22 protein-coding genes are annotated in these 22,621 nt (G+C 70.6%); 7 read left to right on the top strand and 15 right to left on the bottom strand.

The window, feature by feature from the left end:
• Positions 1-62 precede the first annotated feature (62 nt).
• The 7 genes from ACFVY3_RS02620 to ACFVY3_RS02590 form a co-directional block, all read right to left on the bottom strand.
• Positions 63-1,283 (bottom strand): pyridoxal phosphate-dependent aminotransferase, encoded by a 1,221-nt coding sequence (locus ACFVY3_RS02620; RefSeq protein ID WP_400158660.1) that lies wholly within the window; start codon positions 1,281-1,283, stop codon positions 63-65.
• Positions 1,284-1,425: 142 nt separating this feature from the next.
• A complete protein-coding gene (locus tag ACFVY3_RS02615; RefSeq protein WP_290255816.1) occupies positions 1,426-2,388 on the bottom strand; it encodes an ABC transporter substrate-binding protein in 963 nt (320 codons plus the stop codon).
• On the bottom strand, positions 2,385-3,131 hold the full coding sequence (locus ACFVY3_RS02610) for an ABC transporter permease (RefSeq protein ID WP_290255817.1): 747 nt from the start codon (positions 3,129-3,131) through the stop codon (positions 2,385-2,387). The genes ACFVY3_RS02615 and ACFVY3_RS02610 overlap by 4 nt, the downstream gene beginning before the upstream one ends.
• Positions 3,128-3,829 carry an ABC transporter permease gene (locus tag ACFVY3_RS02605; RefSeq protein ID WP_400158659.1) on the bottom strand — a complete coding sequence of 234 codons (702 nt, stop codon included), beginning with the start codon at positions 3,827-3,829 and terminating at the stop codon, positions 3,128-3,130. Before ACFVY3_RS02605 ends, ACFVY3_RS02610 begins: the two co-directional genes overlap by 4 nt.
• Positions 3,829-4,920: an ABC transporter ATP-binding protein gene (locus tag ACFVY3_RS02600; protein ID WP_400158658.1), complete on the bottom strand. Its 1,092-nt coding sequence runs from the start codon at positions 4,918-4,920 to the stop codon at positions 3,829-3,831. Before ACFVY3_RS02600 ends, ACFVY3_RS02605 begins: the two co-directional genes overlap by 1 nt.
• 264 nt (positions 4,921-5,184) lie before the next feature.
• Entirely contained in the window at positions 5,185-6,387 is a 1,203-nt protein-coding gene (rsgA, locus tag ACFVY3_RS02595) for a ribosome small subunit-dependent GTPase A (protein WP_400158657.1), read from the bottom strand.
• 265 nt (positions 6,388-6,652) lie between these two features.
• Positions 6,653-7,117: an NUDIX hydrolase gene (locus ACFVY3_RS02590; protein WP_290255820.1), complete on the bottom strand. Its 465-nt coding sequence runs from the start codon at positions 7,115-7,117 to the stop codon at positions 6,653-6,655.
• Between the two features lie 65 nt (positions 7,118-7,182).
• On the opposite strand from ACFVY3_RS02590, the gene ACFVY3_RS02585 reads away from it, so the two are divergent.
• Entirely contained in the window at positions 7,183-8,205 is a 1,023-nt protein-coding gene (locus ACFVY3_RS02585) for a pirin family protein (RefSeq protein ID WP_400158656.1), read from the top strand.
• A gap of 38 nt (positions 8,206-8,243) precedes the next feature.
• Here the strand turns inward: ACFVY3_RS02585 and ACFVY3_RS02580 are convergent, their stop codons facing one another.
• Positions 8,244-9,176 (bottom strand): N-acetylglucosamine kinase, encoded by a 933-nt coding sequence (locus tag ACFVY3_RS02580; protein ID WP_400158655.1) that lies wholly within the window; start codon positions 9,174-9,176, stop codon positions 8,244-8,246.
• A 49-nt stretch (positions 9,177-9,225) separates the two neighbouring features.
• On the opposite strand from ACFVY3_RS02580, the gene ACFVY3_RS02575 reads away from it, so the two are divergent.
• A complete protein-coding gene (locus ACFVY3_RS02575) occupies positions 9,226-10,266 on the top strand; it encodes a nitronate monooxygenase (RefSeq protein ID WP_400158654.1) in 1,041 nt (346 codons plus the stop codon).
• A 55-nt stretch (positions 10,267-10,321) separates the two neighbouring features.
• Here ACFVY3_RS02575 and ACFVY3_RS02570 read toward each other — a convergent pair whose 3' ends face one another.
• A complete protein-coding gene (locus tag ACFVY3_RS02570) occupies positions 10,322-11,305 on the bottom strand; it encodes a LysR family transcriptional regulator (RefSeq protein ID WP_400158653.1) in 984 nt (327 codons plus the stop codon).
• A gap of 118 nt (positions 11,306-11,423) precedes the next feature.
• On the opposite strand from ACFVY3_RS02570, the gene ACFVY3_RS02565 reads away from it, so the two are divergent.
• Positions 11,424-12,740 carry an MFS transporter gene (locus ACFVY3_RS02565; protein ID WP_400158652.1) on the top strand — a complete coding sequence of 439 codons (1,317 nt, stop codon included), beginning with the start codon at positions 11,424-11,426 and terminating at the stop codon, positions 12,738-12,740.
• Here ACFVY3_RS02565 and ACFVY3_RS02560 read toward each other — a convergent pair.
• A complete protein-coding gene (locus tag ACFVY3_RS02560) occupies positions 12,737-13,900 on the bottom strand; it encodes a trans-sulfuration enzyme family protein (protein ID WP_400158651.1) in 1,164 nt (387 codons plus the stop codon). The two genes, ACFVY3_RS02565 and ACFVY3_RS02560, sit on opposite strands and share 4 nt — an antisense overlap.
• 132 nt (positions 13,901-14,032) lie before the next feature.
• Here ACFVY3_RS02560 and ACFVY3_RS02555 point away from each other — a divergent pair, with 132 nt between their 5' ends.
• Positions 14,033-14,539 (top strand): Lrp/AsnC family transcriptional regulator, encoded by a 507-nt coding sequence (locus ACFVY3_RS02555; protein ID WP_290255827.1) that lies wholly within the window; start codon positions 14,033-14,035, stop codon positions 14,537-14,539.
• Between the two features lie 35 nt (positions 14,540-14,574).
• Here the strand turns inward: ACFVY3_RS02555 and ACFVY3_RS02550 are convergent, their stop codons facing one another.
• Complete coding sequence (locus ACFVY3_RS02550) at positions 14,575-15,810, bottom strand: MFS transporter (protein ID WP_400158650.1); 1,236 nt, start codon at positions 15,808-15,810, stop codon at positions 14,575-14,577.
• Between the two features lie 157 nt (positions 15,811-15,967).
• Between ACFVY3_RS02550 and ACFVY3_RS02545 the strand changes: the two genes are divergently transcribed.
• The 3 genes from ACFVY3_RS02545 (at position 15,968) to ACFVY3_RS02535 (ending at position 19,287) form a co-directional block, all read left to right on the top strand.
• Positions 15,968-16,522, top strand: coding sequence for an Lrp/AsnC family transcriptional regulator (locus ACFVY3_RS02545; protein WP_377971966.1), 555 nt, complete (start codon positions 15,968-15,970; stop codon positions 16,520-16,522).
• 7 nt (positions 16,523-16,529) lie between these two features.
• Positions 16,530-17,525 (top strand): magnesium/cobalt transporter CorA, encoded by a 996-nt coding sequence (corA, locus tag ACFVY3_RS02540; protein ID WP_290255830.1) that lies wholly within the window; start codon positions 16,530-16,532, stop codon positions 17,523-17,525.
• A gap of 85 nt (positions 17,526-17,610) precedes the next feature.
• Positions 17,611-19,287, top strand: a complete 1,677-nt coding sequence (locus tag ACFVY3_RS02535; protein ID WP_400158649.1) for an ABC1 kinase family protein — start codon at positions 17,611-17,613, stop codon at positions 19,285-19,287.
• 39 nt (positions 19,288-19,326) lie between these two features.
• Here ACFVY3_RS02535 and ACFVY3_RS02530 read toward each other — a convergent pair whose 3' ends face one another.
• The 4 genes from ACFVY3_RS02530 to ACFVY3_RS02515 all read right to left on the bottom strand — a co-directional run bounded on the left by ACFVY3_RS02530 (position 19,327) and on the right by ACFVY3_RS02515 (position 22,616).
• A complete protein-coding gene (locus ACFVY3_RS02530) occupies positions 19,327-19,680 on the bottom strand; it encodes a hypothetical protein (RefSeq protein ID WP_364133174.1) in 354 nt (117 codons plus the stop codon).
• Between the two features lie 36 nt (positions 19,681-19,716).
• Complete coding sequence (locus ACFVY3_RS02525; protein WP_400158648.1) at positions 19,717-21,309, bottom strand: ABC-F family ATP-binding cassette domain-containing protein; 1,593 nt, start codon at positions 21,307-21,309, stop codon at positions 19,717-19,719.
• Positions 21,310-21,519: 210 nt separating this feature from the next.
• A complete protein-coding gene (locus ACFVY3_RS02520; protein ID WP_400158647.1) occupies positions 21,520-22,122 on the bottom strand; it encodes a hypothetical protein in 603 nt (200 codons plus the stop codon).
• A 158-nt stretch (positions 22,123-22,280) separates the two neighbouring features.
• The gene (locus tag ACFVY3_RS02515) at positions 22,281-22,616 is read right to left on the bottom strand and encodes a YnfA family protein (protein ID WP_290255835.1); all 336 of its coding nucleotides are present in this window, start codon (positions 22,614-22,616) and stop codon (positions 22,281-22,283) included.
• Positions 22,617-22,621: the final 5 nt, after the last annotated feature.

The following is a 22,621-nucleotide window of genomic DNA, read 5'->3' as shown; positions in this document are numbered from 1 at the left end:
TCATTCCGGTCCGGGCAGCCGGCCGCCGCGACGGGTGTCCGGCGGCGCTGCTGACCCGAATCCTAGTTGCCCTTGTAGCGGCTGAGGAAGTCCGCCATGCGGTTGATGGCTTCCTCCAGGTCCTTGACGTTGGGCAGAGTGACCATGCGGAAGTGGTCCGGGCGCACCCAGTTGAAGGCCCGGCCGTGGGAGACCAGGATCTTCTGCTGCCGGAGCAGGTCCAGCACAAACTTCTCGTCGTCCCGGATGTGGTAAACCTCGGGGTCCAGTTTGGGGAACAGGTACATGGCACCGCGGGCCTGCTGGGTGCTCACGCCGGGAATGGCGTTGAGCATGTCGTAGGCCTTATTGCGCTGTTCCAGCAACCGGCCGCCGGGCAGGATGAGATCGTTGATGCTCTGGTACCCGCCGAGGGCGGTCTGGATGGCGTGCTGGGCCGGGACGTTGGCGCAGAGCCGCATGTTCGCCAGCAGGTTGATGCCCTCGAGGTAGTCCGCGGCGTTCTTCTTCGGCCCGGAGATGGCCATCCAGCCGGCCCGGAACCCACAGACGCGGTAGGCCTTGGACAGTCCGCTGAAGGTCAGGCAGAGCACGTCATCCCCGGTGAGGCTCGCCATGTTCACGTGGACGGCGTCTTCGTAGAGGATCTTCTCGTAGATCTCGTCGGCGAAGAGCACCAGGCCGTGCTTCTCGGCCAGGGCCACGATCCTCTTCAGCGTCTCCTCGGGGTAGACGGCGCCCGTGGGGTTGTTGGGGTTGATCACCACGATGCCCTTGGTGCGCGGGCTGATCTTGGCTTCCAGGTCCTCCAGGTCCGGCTGCCAGCCGGACTCCTCGTCGCAGAGGTAGTGGACGGGCTTGCCGCCGGCGAGGGCAACGGAGGCGGTCCACAGCGGGTAGTCCGGTGTGGGGATCAGCACCTCGTCGCCGTCGTCGAGCAGGGCCATCAGGGACATGGTGATCAGTTCGCTGACACCGTTGCCGAGGTAGATGTCGTCCACGTGGATGTTCTGGATGCCGCGGGTCTGGTAGTACTGCGAGACGGCGGTGCGGGCGGAGAAGATGCCGCGGGAATCGCTGTAGCCCTGGGCGTGCGGCAGATGGCGGATCATGTCCACCAGGATCGCGTCCGGCGCTTCGAAACCAAACGGGGCCGGGTTTCCGATGTTCAGTTTGAGGATGCGGTGACCCTCTGCCTCCATCTGCTGGGCGGCCTGAAGAATCGGTCCACGAATGTCGTAGAGGACATTATGAAGCTTGGTGGACTGCTGGATTTCTGCCATCCATCAAATATGCCATAAGGGTGATGGACTTCCCCTGAGACTTGCCTCACAGCCCGTCACAACCATACGGACCAACGGCAGCGGCCGCCGGGCCCCCGTCATCCGGGTCCCGGCGGCCGCCGTCGTCAGGGTGTGGCGCCGTCTACTTGACGATGCCCTTGTCCTTCAGCCACGCCGCGGCGGCGTCCTTCGGGTTCTGCTTCTGGCTGCCGCTGACCGCCCGGTTGAGGTTGATCAGGTCGTCGGTGGTGAGCTGCTTGGAGACGGCGTTCAGCGCTTCCTTGGCCTTGTCCGTCATCTTCGCCTTGTTGTACAGCGGCAGGACCTGCTGGGCGATGAAGTTGTTCTTCGGGTCCTCCAGCACCACCAGGTCGTTGTCCGCGATGGCGGGGGTGGTGGTGTAGATGTCGGCTACCTGGACCTGGTCGGAGAGCAGGGCCTTGACCGTCAGGGGGCCGCCGCCGTCGCTGAACGGTTCCAGCTTCTTGGGCTCGCAGTTGTAGTTCTTCTTCAGGCCCGGGAGGCCGTAGGCGCGCTCGGCGAACGTCGCGGGGGCGCCGACGACGATCTCGTTGCAGACCTTGGCCAGGTCCTCGATGGACTTCAGCTTGTACTTCTCCGCGGTGGCCTTGGTGACCACCATGGCGTCCTTGTCCTCGGCCTTGGACGCGTCCAGCACGGCCAGGCCGTCGGGCAGCTTGCCGGGCAACGCCTTGGCGATGTCGTCCGCGGAGACCTCGGTGGCTTCCTTGTTTACGTACAGCAGGAGGTTGCCGGTGTAGTCCGGGACCACGTCCACCGAGCCGTCCTGGACGGCCTTGAAGTACACCTCGCGAGAGCCGATGTTCGGCTTGGTGGTGGCGGTGACGCCGGCCGCGTTCAGGGCACCGGCGTACAGTTCGGCAATGATCTGGCTCTCGGTGAAGTCGGCCGAGCCGATCACCAGGGACCCGCCGGCGCCGCCGGTGGAACCGCCGCTGGCTGGCGCGGAGGACAGCGGGTTGGACGAGCCGCCGCAGGCGGACAGCGCCAGGGCCAGGCCGACACCGGTGGCCAGGGCGCCGAATGCGCGCCTGCCGAGGGCTCGTTGGCGGTTTTCCTTCATGATGTACCTCCTTGAAGAACAGGCTCCGCGGTCGCGGGGTCTGTGAGATCAACCGTGGCCTGCTGGCCGCGGTTTGGTGTGCGGGCGGCGCCCCGGACGAGGAAGAGCCGCTGGAACAGGGCCAGGACGAGGTCGACGGCGATCGCCAGCACGGCGATCAGCAGCGAGCCGCCGAGCATTTGGGGGAAGTCGGAAAGCACCAGCCCGTCGAAGAGGTAGCGCCCCAGGCCGCCGAGGTTGATGTACGCGACCACCGAGACGGTGGCGATGACCTGCAGTACGCCGGTGCGGAACCCGCCGAACATGACGGGCAGGGCGTTGGGGAACTCGGCCCGGAACAGCACCTGGAGCTCGGTCATGCCCATCGCGCGGGCGGCGTCCACCACGTTCCGGTCCACGCTGGAGATGCCGGCATAGGTGCCGGCCAGCAGGGGCGGGACGGTCAGGATCACGAGGGCCCAGACCGGGGGCATCAGCCCGATTCCCGCTAGCAGGACAAAAAGCGTCAGCAGGCCCAGGGTGGGCAGGGCGCGCAGCGCGCCGGCGAGGGCGACGACGGCCACCCGGCCGCGTCCGGTGTGGCCGACGTACAGGCCCACGGGCACGGCGATGGCCACGGCGATCAGCATGACCAGGCCGGTGTATTGCAGGTGCTCGGCCAGGCGCACGGGAATCCCGGTGCTGCCGGACCAGTGGTCCGGGTCGGCCAGCCACGCGAAAGTATCGGAGAAGACGTTGCTCATGCGCTGGCCTCCACGGTGGCAGCGCTGCCGCGGGCTGTCCGCCCGGGGCCGTCCGGCTTCGCCCCGGCGGCGCGGGCCCAGGGGGTCAGGAGGCGTTCGAACAGCACCAGGAGGGCGTCCATTACGAGCGCGAGGATGAGGATGGCGATGATGCCCACCATCACCTCGGTGACGAAGTCGCGCTGCAGGCCGGCGGTGAACAGCATGCCGAGGTTTCCGATGCCCAGCAGCGCCGCGACGCTGACCAGCGAGATGTTGCTGACCGAGACCACCCGGAGGCCGGCGAACATCACGGGCAGGGACAGCGGCAGGTCGATCTGCAGGAAACGGGCCAGCGGCTTGAAGCCCATGGCGACGGCGGCCTGCTGCAGGTCATCGTCCACCGAATCGAAGGCGTCGAGGGCGGCACGGACCAGGAGCGCCACCGCGTAGATGGTCAGCGCGACGATCACGTTGAGCGGGTCCAGGATCCGGGTGCCGATCACGGTGGGCAGAATGATGAACAGCGCGAGGGAGGGAATGGTGTAGAGCAGGGACGAGGCCGTGAGGACCACCGCCCGGAGGGTGCTGCTGCGTCGCGCCAGCTGGGCCAGCGGGATCGCGATCAGCAGGCCCAGGACCATCGGCACCACCGCGAGCACAAGGTGCTGGCCCGCGAGGGTGAAGACGGTTCCGCTGTTGGCCAGGAACCATTCCATCAGAGTCGTCCCTGCCTGGCCCGCCGGTCCGCGTCGATGACGGCGAGCACCTCGTCGGCCTTGAGAATCCCGGCGACACGGCCGTCGTCGTCGACGGCGACGCCCAGACCCGAGGGCGAGGACAGCGCCGCGTCCAGGGCGCGGCGGAGGGTCTCGCCCTTGCGGAAGAGGGAGCCGCCGGGGACAGTGGCCGCTCCTGCCCCGGGACCGCTCCAGCCCAGGGGACGGCCCTCGTCGTCGACCACCAGCTGCCAGTCTCCGGCCTCGCTGCCGGCGCCGAGCTCGTGCAGCCGGACGGTCTGCGCCGCGTGGATGCGGACGCCGTCGGAGGGGCTGAAGGCCAGGTGCCGGAAGCCGCGGTCCCGGCCCACGAAGGCCGCCACGAACTCGTTGGTGGGAGCGCGCAGGATTTCCTCCGGCGCGGCGTACTGGGCCAGCTTTCCACCAGTAGCGAAGACGGCAACCTTGTCACCCAGGACGGTGGCCTCGTCGATGTCGTGGGTGACGAACACGATGGTCTTGGCGAGGTCCCGCTGCAGGCGCAGGAGTTCCTTCTGCAGCTCGTCGCGGACCAGGGGGTCCACGGCGCTGAACGGCTCGTCCATGAGCAACACGGGCGGGTCCGCGGCGAGCGCCCGGGCCACGCCGACGCGCTGCTGCTGGCCGCCGGAGAGCTGGGAGGGGTAGCGCTTCCCGAGGGTGGAGGCGAGCCCGACCACGTCGAGCAGCTCCTCGGCGCGCTTGCGGGACTCGGCCTTGGAGACGCCGTTGAGCCGCGGGACGGTGGCGATGTTGTCCAGGACCGTACGGTGTGGCATCAGTCCGGAAGACTGCATGACGTAGCCCATGGAGCGGCGCAGCTGGGGTGCGGGGACACTGGTGACGTCCCTGCCATCCACGGTCAGGGTGCCCGAGGTGGGCTCCACCATCCGGTTGATCATCCGCAGGGAGGTGGTCTTGCCGCAGCCGGACGGGCCGACGAAAACCGTGATCGCGCCCTTGTCGATGGACATGCTCAGATCGTCAACGGCGGCCTGGCCGCCCTGATACTTCTTCGTGACGCTCTGGAACTCGATCATGGCCTCTGCCATTACGGGCTTACCTAACTGTTGGCGGCAACATGGGACGGTCCAGCCAACTGATCATATGCATGCTTATTTTTTACTGTAAAGCGAGTAGGAGCCCAGCGTAACGGGCGCCGCAGACAGGTTGATCAAACGAGTCGAAAAAGTGATCAAACCGTCCCACGGCGCCCGCGTCCCCGCGGCGGCGGCGGACCGCCTCCGCGGGGCGAGCGAAACTCTCCCCGCGGAGTCTTCGGCACCGTTGCCCGGGCGGATGGGCGCACCTTTTCGTTAGCGGCCGCGCCGCCCGGCCTTGCCGCCACTGCCGCCACCTCTGCTGCTGCCGGGTTCGCCGGAGCCGGCGGCCCGTTTGGCCCCGTACCCCTCTCCCAGGCGTTCCGCCGCCCGCTGGCCGCGGCTGGCCGCGGACACTTTCTGGTGCCATTCCCGCTGGTAGGCCCGCCGCGCGGCCGCGTCGTGCCGGCGGCCCAGGGCGGCAAGCTCGCGCTGCATCTTCTGGTAGCTGGCCCAGCGGCGGCCCTCCAGTGTGCCGTCGGCGAGTGCGGCCTGAACGGCGCAGCCCGGTTCGCGGTCGTGGGCGCAGTCGGCGAACCGGCAGCCGGCAAACAGCTCCTCGAGGTCGCCGAACATTTCGCCCATGCCGTCCTCGGCGTCGTACAGGCCAAACCCGCGCACCCCCGGGGTGTCCATCAGGACGGCCCCGCCGGGCAGCGGCACCAGCTCGCGGACGGTGGTGGTGTGGCGGCCCTTGCCGTCACCGGCCCGGACGGGTCCGGTGTCCTGGACATCGGCCCCGGCGAGCGCGTTGATCAGCGTCGACTTCCCGGCTCCGGAGGGTCCCAGCAGCATGATGGTGCCTCCCGGGGGCAAGTGGGCCAGCAGTTCCTCCAGTCCGTCGCCCTGCAGCGCGGACGTGGTGACCACCGCGGCGCCGGCGGCCTGGTGGAGGACGGTGGCGACGACGTCGTCCGCCACGCCCGCCAGGTCCGCCTTCGTGATGACCACCAGGGGTGTGGCACCGGAATCCCAGGCGGCCACGAGGGTGCGCTCCAACCGGTTATGGGTGAGGGGCCGGTCCACCGGAACCACCACCCCTACGACGTCCATGTTGGCGCCAAGCACCTGGGCCTCCGAGGAAGCGTCGAAGGCCTGTTTGCGGGTCAGTGCCGTCCGGCGGGGCAGGACGTCGATGATGGCGGTCTCCCCCACGCTGTCGGGGCCGAGCCACACCCAGTCGCCGGTGGCGGGCAGGCCGCCGTTGCGGGGATAAGGGAGGTGGAGCGGACCGTCGTGGGCGGCGACCACGACGCGGGTGCGGTCGACGCGCGCCACGCGGCCGGCGCCGGTTCCTCCGGACACGGGATGGTCAGCGAACAGGTCCCGGACGGAATCGGTGAAACCGTAGGCTTCCGGGCCGCTGGGGACGTGGTGATGATGAGATGGTGCAGAGTGAGCGTTCGAATGAGCGTTCAATGGGAACCCTTTGTGCTGGGCCCCGGGACATGTCGCCCGCTGCGGTCGGAATGGACCGGTGTATACCCGCCCGGCAGGAGATGCCGGAGGTCGGGTCAGGAAGCGCGGACGGCCGGGGCAGAACGTGTGCTGTGGCTGCTGGTGGTGCGCTGCGCGCGCAGGTCCGTTGCAATCATCACGTTCACCTCCCCCGCAGTAGCTTTCGCGTTCCCCGCTGCCGTTCACGGCGCGGTGTCTTCAGGGTAGCCGCCCCCGCCGCCGCTGGCTAGGGACCGTTCGGGGAAAGCCTGCCGTCCACCGGCCGTTCCCGGTAGAGCCTCAACGCCACATCCACGAGCGAGACCCGGTTCAGCCCGGCGACCTCGGCCAGCGGGATCCACGCCGCGTGCGTGGTGCTGCCGCCGACCTCATGGCGCAACTCTCCCCCGGTGATCTCCGCTTCGTAGACGAGTCGGAGCGACTGGAAGTCCCGGTGGCCGCCGTCGAGCCGTGACTCGGCGGGCCAGTACCCGACGTCCACGCCCAGCAGGGCGCCGACGGCGGCGTCGTAGCCGGTCTCCTCGAAGATTTCCCGCCGGCAGCCGTCCACGGGGTGTTCGGCCAGGTCCAATCCCCCGCCGGGCAGCGTCCAGCCCTCGCGGCCGCCCTGCTTCCAGTACGCGAGGAGGAGGTTGTCGTCGCGGATGACGACGCCGTAGGCGGCAGGGCGGGTGTCGAATGGCAGGGTCATCGTCCCAGCGTAACCGCGCACCGCCGGCCCTGCCGGATCCGGCGGCCGGGCCCTAGAGTTTGAGGGTGACCAACCTCGAAGTCCTGCCGCCCGAAGAAGTCTGCCCCGCCGCGCACAGCGTGGCTGGAACCGCCAGCGGTCCGTGCCTCCAGCTCTGGCCGGCCCGCGAGGTCCCGCTCGGCGGGGTCCGGGCCATGAACGTCTCCCGCACCCTCCCGCAGAGGGGCCTGCCGACCGTGGGCGCGTGGTGCTTCCTGGACAGCTTCGGCCCCGACCGCGTCGCCATGTCCGTGCTCCCGCACCCGCACACGGGACTGCAGACCGTCACGTGGCCGCTGGCGGGAACCATCCGGCACCGCGACAGCGTGGGCAGCGACGTGATCGTCCGGCCCGGGGAGCTCAACATCATGACCGCCGGACGGGGCGTCTCCCACTCCGAGTTCGCGGTGCTGCCCGGCGGCCCTGATGCCGAAATGCCGCTGCAGCGCGGCCTGCAGCTGTGGGTGGCGCTCCCGGACAGCGACCGGCACCGCGCCCCGGCGTTCGAACAGCACCGGGACCTGCCCGTGGTCCGCGGCGAGGGCTTCGCGGCGACGGTCATGGTGGGGAGCCTGGCCGGGACGACGTCGCCTGCCACCACCTTCACGCCGATCCTTGGGGCCGACATCAGCTGCGACGGGCCTCTAGACCTGCCCCTGGACCCGGACTTCGAGCACGCCGTCCTGGTGCTCGACGGCAGCATGGAACTCGACGGCCAGCAGGTGCCGCCGGGGCCGCTGGGCTACCTCGGCACCGGCCGGGACCGGCTGCAACTGGTGGCCGCTCCCGGGACCCGGTTCGTGCTGCTGGGCGGGGAACCGTTCGAGGAGGAACTGCTGATGTGGTGGAACTTCGTCGGCCGCAGCCACGAGGAGGTGGCCCAGGCGAGGGCGGACTGGGAGGCGCAGGCCGGACTCACGGACGCCGACGCCGCGTCGGCCCGCTTCGGGCTGGTGCCCGGCCACGGACCCGACGCCGGCCCGGAAGCCGGGCGGATCCCCGCGCCGCCGCTGCCCGGGGTTCCCTTGCGTCCGCGACGGCGGCACTAACCACGACGGCCGGTTGGCCCGGACCCGTTTAGGCCGGCTCAGTCCTGTTCGGCGACGAGCTGCAGGACCCCGAACACCGGCTCCTGCTGCAGCACCCGGACATCGGTGATCCCCTCGGCCGCGAGCGCGGTGCGGAAGGCGTCCTGCAGGCGCACCACGTTCATTCCCAACCCGCTGCCCAGAATCACGGGACCGGCGATGCCGAGCTGCCGGAGGGTCTGGGCGGCAAGGTCGGCCAGGTCGCGCCCGGCCTGTCCGATCAAGGCCTGGCTTGCGGGGTGCCCGGCGTCGGCGGCCTCGACCACCACACGCGCCTGCTGGGCCCAGAATCGCCGGCCCGTGGCCGGCGAGTGGAAGAGGGCAATGAGCTTGTTGGGGTGGTCCGTGCCGCAGGAGGCCAGCAGCGCCCGGGTCAGTTCGTCCGGTTCCAGTCCCTGGTTCATCCGGCGCAGGCTGTGCCGGACCGCTTCCCGGCCGAGCCAGTAGCCGCTGCCCTCGTCGCCGAGGAGGTAACCCCAGCCTCCGGCCCGGGCCTCGGCGCCCTCGGCGTTGCGCCCCCAGGCGGCAGAACCGGTGCCGGCGATGACGGCCACCCCGGTGGCGGCTCCCCCGGCCGCCAGCAACAGCCGGGAGTCATGGACCACGGTGACCCGGGCGCCGGGGGCGTGTGGGGCGATCAGCGCGGCGAGCGCGGCGGCGTCCTCGTCCGTGTCGATGCCGCCGGCGCCGGCGTAGACGCGGGCGATCGTGCCGCCGCCGATCCGGGCAAACAGCTCCGCCAGGTTCCGGGCCGCCTCCTCGGGGGTGACGTTTTGGACGTTGGCGCTGCCGACGGACTCGTCGGCCACGGGGACGCCGGACTCGAAGCGGACACCGCGCGTCTTGGTTCCGCCGATGTCCAGGCCGATCACGGCCCCGTCGCGGCTCGGGACGGCGGCCGGGGGGACGGAGGGGGTGTCAGAATGGGTCACCGGACAAGCCTACTGACAACGGCCGCCGAAAATCCCGTCAGGAGTACCCATGCCGCACCCGATGTTTGGCACCAGCGTCATCGCCGCGCCAATGGCGGGCGGGACGTCGACGCCGTCCTTCGTCACCGCCGTGCACCGGGCCGGCGGGCTGGGCTTCCTCGCCGCCGGCTATAAGGACCCCGCCGCGATGGCGGCCGAGATCCGCTCCGTGCGGGCCACCGGCGCCCGGTTCGGAATGAACGTCTTCGTCCCCGACCCGGCCCAGCTGCCGCCGGGCCCCGCCGTGACGGCGGCGCTGGAGACGTACCGGCAGGAGCTGATCCCCGAGGCGGATCGCTATGGCGTCGAGCTCCCGGCGCCGCGGCTGGACGATGACGACCGCTGGCAGGAGAAGATCGATCTGCTGCTCGCCGACCCGGTGGAACTGGTCAGCTTCACCTTCGGCCTGCCCGGGGCGGACGTAGTGCGTCGCCTGCAGCAGAAAGGTTCCGTGGTCCTGGCAACCGTGACCGGGGTGGCCGAGGCGAGGCTCGCGGAGGAGCAGGGGGTGGACGCCCTGGTGGTGCAGCACTCCTGCGCCGGCGGGCACAGCGGGGCTTTCCTGCCGGGATCGCTTGGGATGTTGCAAGAGGGCCCGGCGGAGGGTACTACGGCGGACCTGGTCCGGGCGGTCCGCGCCGCCGTCGGACTTCCCCTGGTGGCTGCCGGCGGCATCATGGACGCGGCCGGGGTGGCCGGCGTCCTCGCCGCGGGCGCGGACGCCGCGCAGGTGGGGACGGCCCTGCTGCGCACAGAGGAGAGTGGAACCCGCCAGCTGCACAAGGATGCCTTGGCCAGCCCGCGCTTCACCGGAACGGCCATGACCCGGGCGTTCACGGGACGTGCCGCCCGGGCCCTGGTGAACGAGTTCGTTGCCGCGCACCCGGACGCGCCGGAGGCCTACCCGGCGGTCCATCACCTGACGGCGCCGCTGCGGGCGGCCGCGGCCGCCGCCGGGGATCCGGAACGGCTGAACCTGTGGGCAGGCACCGGATGGCGGGAGGCGAAGGCCGGACCGGTCGCCGGGGTGCTGGCACGGCTGCTGGGCTAGCCTCGCTCCACGCGCCGGCCGCAGCGCGCCGGGGACGACCGCCGGAGACGACCGTTTAGCGGCCGGAGCGGCCGCGGACGAAGCCCGCCAGCAGGGAGGGGCCCTCGCTGAGCACCAGCTCCCGGAACAGGCGCACCGGGTCCGGTTCGGCGTCCGCCCCGCCGCGCCGTTCCCGCCACGCGAGGCCGATCTCACGGAAGGCCAGCTCCGACTCCAGCGCCAGCTCCACCCAGCCCAGTTCGGGCGGCTGTCCGGGCTGGTGCCGGTCCGGGGACGGGCCCGCCGGCGGCAGGATGCTGACGCCCAGCCCGGCCGAGACCAGGCCCCGGGCCGTATGGGAGTCCTGGCTTTCGAAGGCGATCCGCGGCCGGAAGCCGGCCTCCCGGAACAAGGCATCGGAGAGGGAGCGCAGCCCGTACCCGGGGCCCATCGCCACGAACGGTTCGGCCCGCAGTTCGGACAGCGGCACGCTCCCCCGGTCCGCCAGGCGGTGGTTGTGGTGGACCACCAGGCGCAGCGGTTCCCGGTAGAGGGCGGCAGAGGAGATCCCCCGGCTGGGGGCTGCGACGGGGGCGGTCAACGCCAGGTCGGCCTCTCCCGCGGCAAGCTCGGCCAGGCATCCGTCGCGGGAGCCCTGACTGAGCTGGAAGGCCGGCTGCGGGTGCCGCCGGTGGAAGGCGCTGATCAGCAGGGGCAGCATCGCCTCGCCGAAGGTGTGCTGAAAGGATACCGCGATCCTGCCGCGGACCACCTCCGATTCCTGCCGCACCACGTCCAGTCCCGCCTGGAACTGGGTCAGGGCCGCCTCGATGTGCGGCAGCAGCGCCTCTGCCGCCGGGGTGAGCCGGACACCCCGGCCGTCGCGGAGCAGCAGCTCCGTGCCGATGAGGCGGCCGGCCCGCGCTATGCCGCGGCTGACCGTGGATTGCGGCAGGCCCAGGGCCTCGGCCGCCGCGGTGACGTGCCGGGTCCGGCCCAGCTCGGCCAGGACCGGCAGCAGCGGCAACAGCTGGACAAGGTGTTTGTGCTCCACATCCACGCGGGACCTCCTCGGCAGATGACCTCCCGACGGGCCGGGAGAAATGTTTCATTATGGATATGAATCTGATGGTAATGATGCATTGGAAGCATACCCGGCCGGCGTCTACGCTGGGCAGATGCCCCGCCACCCCGTCTCCAGCCCCGCCACCGGCCGGCCCTCCCCCGTGGCGCCGCCCGTCCCCGGCACTGAAGCCCCGGGGAACCACGGGCAACGGGACCCGCAGGCAGCGTGGGCCGGCCACCGCAAGGGCTCCGCGGGATACCGCAGGATTCTTGCCGGCCTGGCCTTCGCCGGCGTCGCCACCTTCGCGCAGCTGTATTCCACCCAGGCCGTCCTGCCGCTGATTGCGCGCGGAATGGAGGTCACCGCGGCGGAGGCCGCCCTGACGATCTCCCTGGCCACCATCGGGCTGGCCCTCACGGTCCTACCGTGGTCCTTCGTTGCGGACCGGGTGGGCCGGGTCCGGGCCATGGCCTGGGCGATCTCGGCGGCAACCGTGTTCGGCCTGCTGGCGCCGCTGGCGCCGACGTTCCCGGTGTTGCTCGCCCTGCGGGCACTGGAAGGTATGGCACTGGGCGGGATTCCGGCAATCGCGGTGGCCTACCTGAATGAGGAGATCACGAAGGCCCAGGCCGCGCTGGCCGCCGGGACCTACGTTGCCGGCACCACCCTGGGCGGGCTGGCGGGCCGGTTGCTCGCCGGACCCGTCGGCGAACTCTGGGGCTGGCGCGCCGCCGTCCTGTGCGTCTCCGCCATGGCCGCTGTGGCGGCGGTCCTGTTCCTTGTCCTGGTCCCGCCGGCCCGGAACTTCACCCCGTCCGCCGCCGGGGGCTTGCGCGGCGCGTTGGCCACCCTGGGACGCCATGGCCGGAACCCGCGGCTGCTGGCCATCTACCTGCAGGCCTTCCTGTTGATGGGCGGCTTCGTGGCCGTCTACAACTATTTGGGGTTCCGGCTCTCCGCAGAACCGTTCGGCCTGCCGGCCACCCTGATCAGCCTGATCTTCCTGGCCTATCTCTCGGGCACGGTTTCGGCCCGCTGGGCCGCCGGGCTGACAGCGAGGCATGGCCGGCGGAACGTCCTGATCGCCGGGACGGTGCTGATGGTGGGCGGCCTGGCACTGACGCTCACCGCTCAGCTGGTCCTGATCCTGGCCGGGCTCCTGATCTTCACCGGCGGTTTCTTCGCCGCCCACAGCATCGGCTCCGGCTGGACCGGGGTGATCGCCAGCGGCGGCCGGGCCCAGGCCGCCTCGCTCTACAACCTCGCGTATTACCTGGGCTCCAGCGTCCTGGGCTGGGCGGGGGGCCTGCTGTTCCAGTCGCTGGGCTGGACTGCGCTGGCCCTGGGGGTGATGGCGCTGGCGGCGACGACGGCGGCCGTCACCGCCGTCGTCCATCCTGCCGGGGCGCCCGGCGCCGCGCAGGCCTAGCGCGTGGCTTCCAGGGCCTGAATCAGGTCCGCGATGATGTCCGCCGGGTCCTCGAGCCCCACCGAGACCCGCAACAGCCCGGCGTGCGGCTTCGCCTCGGCCGCAACGGGCCGGTGTGTCAGGCCGGCGGGATGCTGGATGAGGGAGTCGATGCCGCCGAGGGAGACCGCGTGGGTGAGCAGCCTCACGGCCCCGGGAAGCCGCCCGGCATGGTCCGGGCTGCCCAGCTCGAAGGCCAGCAGCGATCCCGGGCCGGCCATCTGGGTCCCCATCAGGCCCTGCGGATCGCAGTCCGGCAGCCCCGGGTAGTAGACGCGGCGGACCAGCCCGTGGCCGGCCAGGGCGACGGCCACCTTGTGGGCGCCGGCCTGCTGGGCCCGGACCCGGACCGGCAGGGTGGCCAGGCCGCGGTGCAGTAGGTAGGCCGGCCAGGGCGTCAGGATTCCGCCGGTGATGGCCCGCACCCGCCGCAGCCGGGCGGTCCACTCGCCGCCGGCCGCAATGACCCCGCCCATCGCGTCCCCGTGGCCGCCGATGAATTTGGTGGCACTGTGCAGCACCATGGCCGCTCCGTGGCGTGCCGGCTGCTGCAGCACCGGGGTGGCGAAGGTGTTGTCCACCAGCACCGGGATCCCGTCGGCGGCGGCCACGACGGCGGCGATGTCCACCAGGTCCAGGCTGGGGTTCGCCGGCGTTTCCAGGATCACCAGGCCGGTGTCCGGCCGCAGCGCACCGCGCACGCCGCCGGCCGTGGTGAAGGTGACCTCGGTGCCCAGCGCGCCGGAGGCCAGCAGGTGGTCGCTGCCGCCGTAGAGCGGCCGGACCGCAACGATGTGCTTCCTCCCCGTCGCCACGACGGCCAGCAGTGCGGCACTCAGCGCCGCCATGCCGCTGGCGAAGCCCACGGCCTCCGGCATCGCCTCGAGCAGGGCCACGCCTTCTTCGAAGCGTGCCACCGTCGGATTCCAGAGCCGCTGGTAGACCGTGCTTTGGCCTTCCGGCGGGGTGCCGCCCGTGGCCAGATGCTCGTAGGCGAGGCCGCCGTCGTGGACGGAGGGAAGCGGGGCGGTGGTGGACAGGTCGATCGGGACGGCATGCAGGCCCTGGTCCGTGAGGCCCTGGCGGCCGGCGTGGACGGCCTGGGAGTCGAAGGAAAGCACGATTCTCCTTGTGAATATTCGCCATTGAATAGGGAAAGTATCCGGCAGATATTCGGAAGGAGACAGGTGTTTCGAATGGAACCGGCGGATATGGCCGCCTAAGATGAACCTAAACCACATGGAGGAGGACCCGTGAGCAGTGCTGCGAAGAATGTTCGGACCGGAGCGGGGGCCGGCGAACCGCTGGACGCTATCGACGAGCGTTTGCTGGCAGCGCTGGTGGCGGACGCCCGCATCTCCAACAAGCAGCTGGCCGAGCTGGTGGGCATCGCGCCCTCCACCGCCCTGATGCGCACCCGGGCGCTCTCCGACCGCGGCATCATCCAGGGCTTTGAGGCCAAACTCAGCCTCCCCGCCGTTGGCCGGTCGGTGCAGGCCCTGATCGCGGTGCGCCTGCGGGCCCACGACCGCGAACAAATCGACCGGTTCACCGCCCGCGTGCCCAAGCTCCCCGCCGTGCTCTCGACCTTCCACACCTCCGGCTCGGTGGACTACCTGCTGCACATTGCCGTGGCCACCACGGAGGACCTGCGTGACTGGGTGCTGGACAACCTGGCCACGGACCCGGTGGTGGGCCACACGGAAACCACTCTGGTCTTCGACCACATCCAGGGCAACCACGGGCCGCTGCCGGACTGAGGCGAGGGACCTTCGGCGCCCGCGGACCCGAGGGACTAGGCGCGCAGCGCCTGCCGCAGCGACACCGCCGCGAGAACCAGGCCCAGTGCGGCGCAGAGCACCACGAAGCCGGCCACCGCGGTCTGCAGCCCGACGGCGCCCGCGGCCAGGCCGAGCCCGATCACCGGGAAGGCGCTGCCGAGGTAGGTGATCACGTACACGGTGCTGATGATCTGCGCGTGGCGGGCCGCCTCGACCTTGCCGGCGACGGTGTTGAAGACGGTCCGGAACGCCACGCCCTGGCCCAGGCCCGCGGTGACGCTCGCCGCGACCAGCAGCCAGGGGCTGCTCCAGGCGGCAGCGGCGGCGATCAGCAGCACCGAGACGGAGAGCAGCACGAGCCCCGCCGGGACCACGAACCGTCCCCGCACGGCCAGCAGCTGGCTCAGGGCGGACGCGGCGAGGGTGAGCCCGGCCAGGACCCCGATCAGCGGACGCGAGTCGGCGTGGACGATCTGCGCGAAATAGCCCGGGGCCAGGGAGAGGCAGAAGCCGAACACGGCGAAGCTGAGGAAGCCCACCGACGAGGCGAGCCAGAAGGCGCCCCGTGCCTCGCTGGAGACGGACGGCCTGCGCGGGGCGAGGACCTTCAGCGGCTGCTGCCCGGCGGTGGAGGTGATCGCGGGGCGGGCCTTGAGCAGGTACAGCGGGACCAGGAGCGCCGCCAGGACCAGCGAGTGGAGGTAGTACGGCGTCGACGTCGGACCCGGGAACACCGAGAGCAGCCCGCCGATCGCAGGCCCGGCCGCCACCCCGCCGGCCGAGGCGAGCAGCGTGAAGCGGGAGGCCCATTCGGGCCGGCTGGGCAGCAGTTCCCGCAGCGCCGCGGAGCTCGCCCCGGTGGCCAGGGCCACCGCGGCGCCCTGCAGGGCACGCCCTGCGCAGAGCGCCGCCAGGCTGTCGGCCGAGGCAAAGACCAGTCCGCCGGCCAGGCCCGTCAGGACCGCCAGCACCAGGGCAGCACGCCGGCCGATGTGATCGGACCAGTGCCCCGCAAGGATCAGGGTGGCAACGAGGGCCAGGACGTAGGCGGAGAACGCCACCGTCACGTCCAGCGCCGAGATGCCCAGCCGGGCCTGGAGCAGCGGGTAGAGCGGGGTCGCGAGATTGGCTCCCACCAAGAGCGTGAAAATGACGACGCCGGCCATCACCAGCCGGGCGGTGACGGAGGCATCCCAACCCCAGCGGGCGGCGGTGGCCGGGCGCATGCGGAGTTCGCTGAAGACGGTCATGACGGTGTCCCTGCACATCGGGGTACCGCGGGCGTTCCCGGTGGGGAGGCTACGGACCCGGTAAAGAAATGGATGCCTCCAGAATGCGGCACGCATGATCGTTCACCTCTCTTTTCGTGCCAGAATTGATCAAAACCATCAATGATGCCCCGCGCGGATGAACCGGAGTGACGATTTGAACAGCCTCGACCCCACCGACCTGCGGATCCTGCTGGAACTGGTCAAGGATCCCCGGGTCCAGATCGGCGAACTTAGCGACGCCCTGGGCATCGCGCGGAACACGGCGCAGACCCGGGTCCGGCGGATGCTGCGTTCGGGGATCCTGCACGACGGCGGCCGTGAGATCGACCTGGAGGCGGTGGGGTACGACGTCGTCGCGTTCGTCACGATCGAGGTGAACCACCGGGAGCTCGACGGCGTGGTCGCCGCGCTGCGCCTCATCCCCCAGGTCCTGGAGGTGCACGAAATCTCCGGCCGGGGCGACGTCTGGTGCCGGCTGGTCGCCACGGACACGCACAATCTCCAGACTGCCCTGCGCTCCATCCTGCGGATCAAGGGCGTCATCCGGACCGAGACGGTGCTCGCCCTGCACACCCACATCCCCTACCGCACCGAGCCGCTGATCAGCCGGCTGGCCCAGGGCGCCGCCGGAACCGCTGCGCGGCCAGCGCGCCGGGCCGTTGCGGCCGGTGACGGCACCGACGCTGGATAATGGCCCGGTGACTATCATTGACAACGCCGTCTACGTGGACGGCGTCCGCCGGGCCGAGCCCGAGAGCCTGGAACAGACCTTCGAGACCCTGAACCGCCACGGGGGCATGGCGTGGATCGGCCTCTACCGTCCCACCACCGAGGAAATGGCCGCCGTCGCCGCCGAATTCGGACTGCACGGCCTCGCCGTGGAGGACGCCGTCTCCGCCCACCAGCGCCCGAAGCTGGAACGCTACGACGACAACCTCTTCACCGTGCTCCGGCCCGCCCGCTACCTGGACGACTCCGAGACCGTGGAGTTCGGCGAGCTGCACGTCTTCACCGGACGCAACTTCGTGGTGACGGTGCGGCACGCCGAGACCGCCGGCGTCGGCCAGGTGCGGCGCCGGCTGGAGCTGCGCCCGGACCTGCTCTGCCACGGGCCCGAGGCCGTGCTCTACGCGCTGATGGACCAGGTGGTGGACGACTACGGGCCCGTGGTTGCCGGGCTGGAAAACGACATCGACGAGATCGAGGACCAGCTCTTCAGCGGCGACCCCCTGGTCTCCCGGCGCATCTATGAGCTCGCCCGCGAGGTGATCCACTTCCAGCGGGCCATCCATCCGCTGCCGGCCATGATGCAGCACCTGCGCAGCGGCTTCGAGAAGTACCGCGTGGATTCGGAACTGCAGCACAACCTCCGCGATGTCGAGGACCACGTGGAGCGGCTGATCTCCCGCGCGGACTCCTTCCGGGACCTGCTGCAGAACGCGCTGACCCTGGACGGCACGCTGACCGCCAACCGCCAGAACGAGGCGAGCGCCGAGCAAAACGAGCAGGTCAAGAAGATCTCCTCCTGGGCCGCGATCTTCTTCGCCCCGTCCTTCGTGGCCGGGGTGTACGGCATGAACTTCGAGAACATGCCGGAGTTGCACTGGGCGTTCGGGTATCCGATGGCGATCGGCCTGATGGCCGCCACGGCGACGCTGATGTACGCCATCTTCAAGCGGAAGGGCTGGCTCTGACCGGGGCCCGCTGACGCCGGCGCCCGCTCACGGGCGGGCCTTCCCTACCGCCCCGTGTCCCGCGGGCCCCGTGTACTCTGGCCGCATGAGCGCGCGGCGGGAGCGGTTCCGGCACATCGTGGAGACCCTGGGCAGGCACGGGCTGGGATTCGCGGTGGGCGGGCTGCACCTGGAGCGGTTGCATCTTCCCGGCCGGCCCGGAGGGTTGCCCGGCGCCCGGATGCCTGCCCCGGAGCGGGTGCGCCTGGCCCTGGAGGAACTCGGGACGGTGTTCATCAAGTTCGGCCAGATCGTCTCCACCCGGACCGACATCCTGCCCCCGGACTACGCCGCGGAGCTCGCCACCCTGCAGGACGCCTCCCCCGCCATCCCGGCCGAACAAATCCGCGCCGTCATCGCCGAGGAGCTCGGGCCGGCCGCGCACCAACTGCTGGCCGGGCTGCGGGACACACCGCTCGCCACCGGTTCCATCGGGCAGGCCCACGAGGCAATCCTCGCCGGCGGGGGCGCGGCCGACGGCGGCGTCTTGGCCGACGTCGTGGTCAAGGTCCGCCGGCCCGGCGTCGTCGAGGAGGTCAATGAGGACCTGGAAATCATGGCCGAGCTGGCCAAACGCGCCGAACAGGCGTCCGCGGCCGTGGCCGGCTGGCGGGTCGCGGCGCTGGTGGACGAGTTCGCCCAGACCCTACGGGCGGAACTGGACTACCTGCAGGAGGCGCGCAACGCCGAGCAGTTCGCGGCGAACTTCGCCGGCGACCCGCGCGTGCACATCCCCCGGGTCTTCTGGGACGCCACCACCACGCGGGTGCTCACCCTGGAGCGGCTGCGCGGCATCAAGATCAGCGACGTCGGCGGGCTGCGGGCGGCCGGGATCGACACCGGGGACCTCGCCGTCCGCGCCTGCACCGTGCTCCTGAAGATGGTTTTCGAGGACGGGTTCTTCCACGCCGACCCGCACCCGGGAAACTTCTTCGTCGAACCCGACGGCAGGCTGGGCATCATCGACTTCGGCATGGTAGGCAGGATCGACGACGGCGCCCGGTGGAACCTGGTGCGGGTACTGCTGGCGGTTGTGGACAAGGACCCCCGGAGCCTGACCACCGCGGTGGTGCGGCTCTGCGGCGGCGCCGACGGCGACTATGGCACCCTGCAGGCGGCGCTGGGCCGGCTGTTGGACCGCTACGCCGACCGGCCGCTGGCGGAGGTGCCGCTGGTACCGGTCCTGGCCGAGCTGGCGGGGCTGCTGCGGACCAGCCGGCTCCGCCTGCCGCGGGAGACGGCCCTGATGGTCAAGATGCTGGTCATGGCCGACGGGCTGGGCAAACAGCTGGACCCCGGCTTCGAGCTGACCGAACAGCTGGGGCCCTTCACCCGCGGTGTGGTGCTCTCCTCTCTCACCCCGGAGGCGGTGGCTGAGCGGCTGAAGAAGCTCGGGTGGGAGGCCCTGAGGTTCGGCATCGAGGCACCGGAACTGGCCCGGAGGCTGCTGGAGGTGCTGGAGCGCGGCGGGGTGGACGTGCATTTCCGGGCCGGGGAACTCCAGGCGCTGATGGACCGGGCGGAGAAGACCGGCAACCGGATCGTCGCGGGCCTGATCGTCGCTGCGCTGATCGGCGCCGTCGGGGAACTGGTGTCCTTCCAGCCGGACCGGTGGAAACGGTGGCCCAGGGCCCTGTTCACCGCCGGGCTGGGCGGTGTTGGTGCCCTCGGCGGCTATCTGGCGATCGGCTCGCGGCCGCACCGGCGGCGCGGGACCGGCTAGGGCCGCCTGCTTCAATCCAGCTGGTTGTCCGCGACTGCCTCAGGGCGTGGGGCGTCGGTGCCGTGCCTGCGCCACCAGCCGGGCAAAGGCTAGGACGAACACCGCCTCGATCGCCGCCATCAGCGCGAGCCAGAGCCACTCCCGGTGGCCGATGAAATAGACCACGCCCGCCCCCACCAGGATGCTGCCAAGGACCAGCGCGTACACCGCGAAGCCGACGGCCACCTTCGCGCTGCGCACTCCTGTGCGGAAACCGAAGCCGTTGGGCTCGCCGCCCGGCTGTCCGCGCACACGGTCCTCCCGGGCCGGGCCAAGCCGGTCGAATTCCTCCCACGGATCGGGGCCATGTTCCGGAGGTAGGTCCGGACGTTGGTCCGGAGGTTGTTCCGCCATTGCCCCATTTTAGTCGGCGCCGTAAGCCGCCGCAGGTCAGGCGGCGCGCTGCTCCACCTGGCCGGGGGCGGCGCCGTCGGCCCCGAAGACCAGCAGCCGGGTGGCAATTTTCTCCGTGAAGAACCGGTCGTGGCTGACCACCACGACGGCGCCCGGGAAGTGCAGCAGGGCCCGTTCCATCACCTGGGTACTCGAGAGGTCCAGGTGGTTTGTGGGTTCGTCGAGGAGCAGCACGGACGCCCCCGAGAGCAGACACTGGGCCATGGCGACGCGGGCCTTCTGGCCGCCGGAGAGGTTGCCGATCTTTTGCTTGAGATCCGCCTCGGAGAACTGGAACATCGCGAGGAAGCGGTTGACCGACTTCCTGGTGGCGGTCAGGGCCAGGCTGTCCGGGAGGGCGTTGACGGCGTGCGAGACGGTGTCGCCGTCGTCGAGCGCCGCCAGCATGGCGTTGTAGGAGACGTACCCCGGACCCTTGGCCCAGGCGACCGTGCCGGCGTCGGGGGCCTCCTCGCCGGTGAGGACTCGCAGGAGGGTGGATTTGCCGCTGCCGTTGGCGCCCAGGACGGCGATCCGGTTGCCCTTGCGGATCTCGAAGCCCAGGTCCGTGAACAGCGTCCGGCCGTCGTAGGACTTTTCCAGCCCCTCGACCCGGCAGAGGACGTCCTTGACGTGCAGGCCGCCGTAGATCTCGGTGACGATCTGGTCCACCGGCCGGGGGGTTCGCGACTTCTTGATCTTGGCCAGCTTGTTCTCCAGGCCCCGGCTGGCGGCCTTGGCGGCCTCACGCCGGTCGGCAATTCCCTCCGCTTCGAAGGCCAGCAGCTCGGCTTCGTGGACGAACTGCTGTTCCAGGGTCTTGAGCCGGAACTGCTTCTGGACCACGTATTCGGCGAAGTTCCCCGGATACTCGTGCAGGTGGTAGTTCTCCACTTCGACGATCCGCGTGACCACGGCGTCCAGGAACATGCGGTCGTGCGAGACGATGACGGCGGCGCCCTTGAAGTCGCGGAACCAGTTCTCCAGCCACTGCACCCCGGCGACGTCGAGGAAGTTGGTCGGCTCGTCCAGCAGCAGCACGTCCGGGCTTTCGAGCAGGATCTTCGCCAGCGCGGCCCGGTTGCGCCAGCCGCCCGACAGCTCGTCGATGGCGCAGTGCCGGTGGGCGTCCTCGAAGCCGAGGGTGGTCAGCACGGTGTCGATCCGGCGCGGGTAGTCCCACCCGTCCAGCCGTTCCATCTCCTCGAAGAGCGCGGCCTGCCGGGTGATCAGGCGGTCCAGTTCCCCGGCACCGGGGTCGGCGGCGATGGCGGCGTCGATCCCGGCAAGTTCCGCCTCGACGGCCTTCACCGTGCCGAACAGTCCGTTGAGGACCTCCGTGATGGTGGAGGCACCGTTGAGTTCGGAGAACTGGGAGAAGTAGCCCACGCGGACGCCCGGATCGACGCTGACCGAACCCGCGTCCGGCACGACCTGGTCCAGGACTAGCTTCAGGACTGTGGTCTTGCCGGAGCCGTTCTTGCCGATTAGCCCCACCCGGTCGCCGGGCTCGAGCCGGAAGAAGACCTCACGGAGGACCGGAGTGTTCTCGAAGCGGACGCTGACGTCGTTCAGGCGGATCAGGCTCATGGGGGTCCTTTCGGGGCGCCCGTGCCCGACGGCGGACCGTACGGTGGGCGGCCCGGCCGCTGTGGGAAGCGGGAGTGGAAGTCCGGGTGGCGCAGGGAACCCGTGGTTTCCAGAATATCCCGGCATGCGAAGAGCCCCGCACCGCGGTTGCGGGACGGGGCTCTTGGGGTGCTGGACCCTTGGGTGCTGGACCTGGGGGTGTGCGGTCCGCTAGCGGCCGGACTTGCCATGGCCGGCCGCGGGAGCGGCTGCCGGGGCCGGCGCGGGAGCCGGGTCGTGCTCGGCTTCGTGGGCCGGGCCGTTGCCGTAGCTGGGGACGGCGGGGGTGGCCGCGTGCTCGTCGCGGTGCTGTTCGGCTTTGGCCTGGCCGGCGGCACGGTGCGCTTCGGCGTTCGCGTGGGCCCAGGCGCTGTTGCCCGCCTCAGCCGGAGTGGATTTCTCCGGTTCGCTGTCCTTCGTTTCCGTGGACTCGGCCGGTTCCGTGGCCTCGCCGGTTTCGGTCGGGGCAGCGGACGGGGTATCGGTGGCTGAGGGGGCCGGGGCGGGCTCCGTCGGTTCCGCGGTCTCGGTCGGCTCCGCGGATGCGGTAGCGGTCGGTGCCGGTTCCGTGGGCTCGGCGGTCTCGGTGGGAGCGGCCGTCGGGGAGTCGGTGGCGGTCGCCGTGGCGGTGACGGTCGGCGTCGGATCCGCGGTGATCTCGCTGACCGTGGCGGCCATCGCCGCCCCCGCTCCGCCGGTGACGACGACGGCGGCCACGGCTGTTGCCTTGCCTGCGGTGCCCAGGGCGCCGAGCCACGTGAAAATTCCTGCCAAGGGGTGTTCCTTCCAGAGTTCCAAAGAGGTGTCCGGCAGGCCCTGTCACCAAGCCAACCGGGGAAAACATTACTCAGACGGAGACGGCGCGACGGCGGGGAACGGGATTCCTGCGGATTTCTTGGGGATAAACAGTGGTGCGGGGCGTACCGGCGGGCTCAGGGACCCCGGGGCGCGAACATGATAACGGCCACGCCCGCCAGGCAGACCACGGACCCGATGACGTCCCAGCGGTCCGGCCGGAATCCGTCCACCGCCATGCCCCAGGCCAGGGACCCTGCCACGAAGACGCCTCCGTAGGCGGCCAGGATCCGGCCGAAGTGGGCGTCCGGCTGAAGTGTCGCGACGAAGCCGTAGAGCCCGAGGGCGACGATCCCGATCCCGGCCCACCACCAGGCGCGGCCCTCGCGGACGGCCTGCCAGATCATCCAGGCCCCGCCGATTTCGGCCACGGCGGCCAGGGCAAAGAGCAGGACGGTGCGCGCAATGGTCATGCCAC

Source organism: Arthrobacter sp. BPSS-3, from assembly GCF_044628475.1.
Lineage (GTDB): Bacteria > Actinomycetota > Actinomycetes > Actinomycetales > Micrococcaceae > Arthrobacter.
The sequence above is the reverse complement of the archived record's forward strand: the minus strand, read 5'-3'. Positions and strand labels throughout refer to the sequence as shown.